The following is a 716-nucleotide window of genomic DNA, read 5'->3' as shown; positions in this document are numbered from 1 at the left end:
CGGATACCGCTGGTGATGGTCGGTTTTTCCGGATCAAACGGCACGCCGTTCTTGTTGCAGGTGATATGCGCGCGGCCCAGAGCCTTTTCAGTGGCGTTGCCCTTGACGCCTTTGGGGCGCAGGTCGACCAGCACCACATGGGTGTCGGTGCCGTGGGTCACGGTGTCCAATCCGCCCTTGATCAGCTGATCCGACAGCGCCTGTGCGTTCACCACAACCTGCTTGATATAGTCCTTGAAGGCAGGCTGCAGCGCCTCGCCAAAGGCCACGGCCTTGGCCGCGATCACATGCATCAGCGGGCCGCCCTGAATGCCGGGGAAGATTGCCGAGTTCACTTTCTTAGCGATATCTTCATCATTGGTCAGGATCATACCACCACGCGGACCGCGCAGGGTTTTGTGGGTGGTCGTGGTCGCCACATGCGCATGCGGGAAGGGACTGGGGTGCTCACCGGCCGCGACCAGACCGGCAAAGTGGGCCATATCCACGTGCAGATAAGCGCCGACCATATCGGCGATCTCGCGCATGCGGGCAAAGTCGATCTGGCGCGGGATGGCCGAGCCGCCAGCGATGATCAGCTTGGGCTGGTGTTCTTTCGCCAGCGCCTCGACCTGATCGTAGTCCAGCATGTTGTCTTCCTTGCGGACGCCGTACTGCACCGCGTTGAACCACTTGCCCGACTGGTTAGGCCGCGCGCCGTGGGTCAGGTGACCACC

The 716-nt window shown here is 62.0% G+C and carries 1 protein-coding gene; it reads right to left on the bottom strand.

Annotated elements, in window-relative coordinates; all coding sequences use genetic code 11:
* The coding region (locus ACR0L3_RS20635; protein ID WP_480747669.1) for a serine hydroxymethyltransferase at positions 1-716 on the bottom strand (716 nt) is incomplete at both ends.

Source organism: Ruegeria sp. CK1, from assembly GCF_056536545.1.
This window is presented reverse-complemented; position numbering and strand designations above follow the sequence as displayed.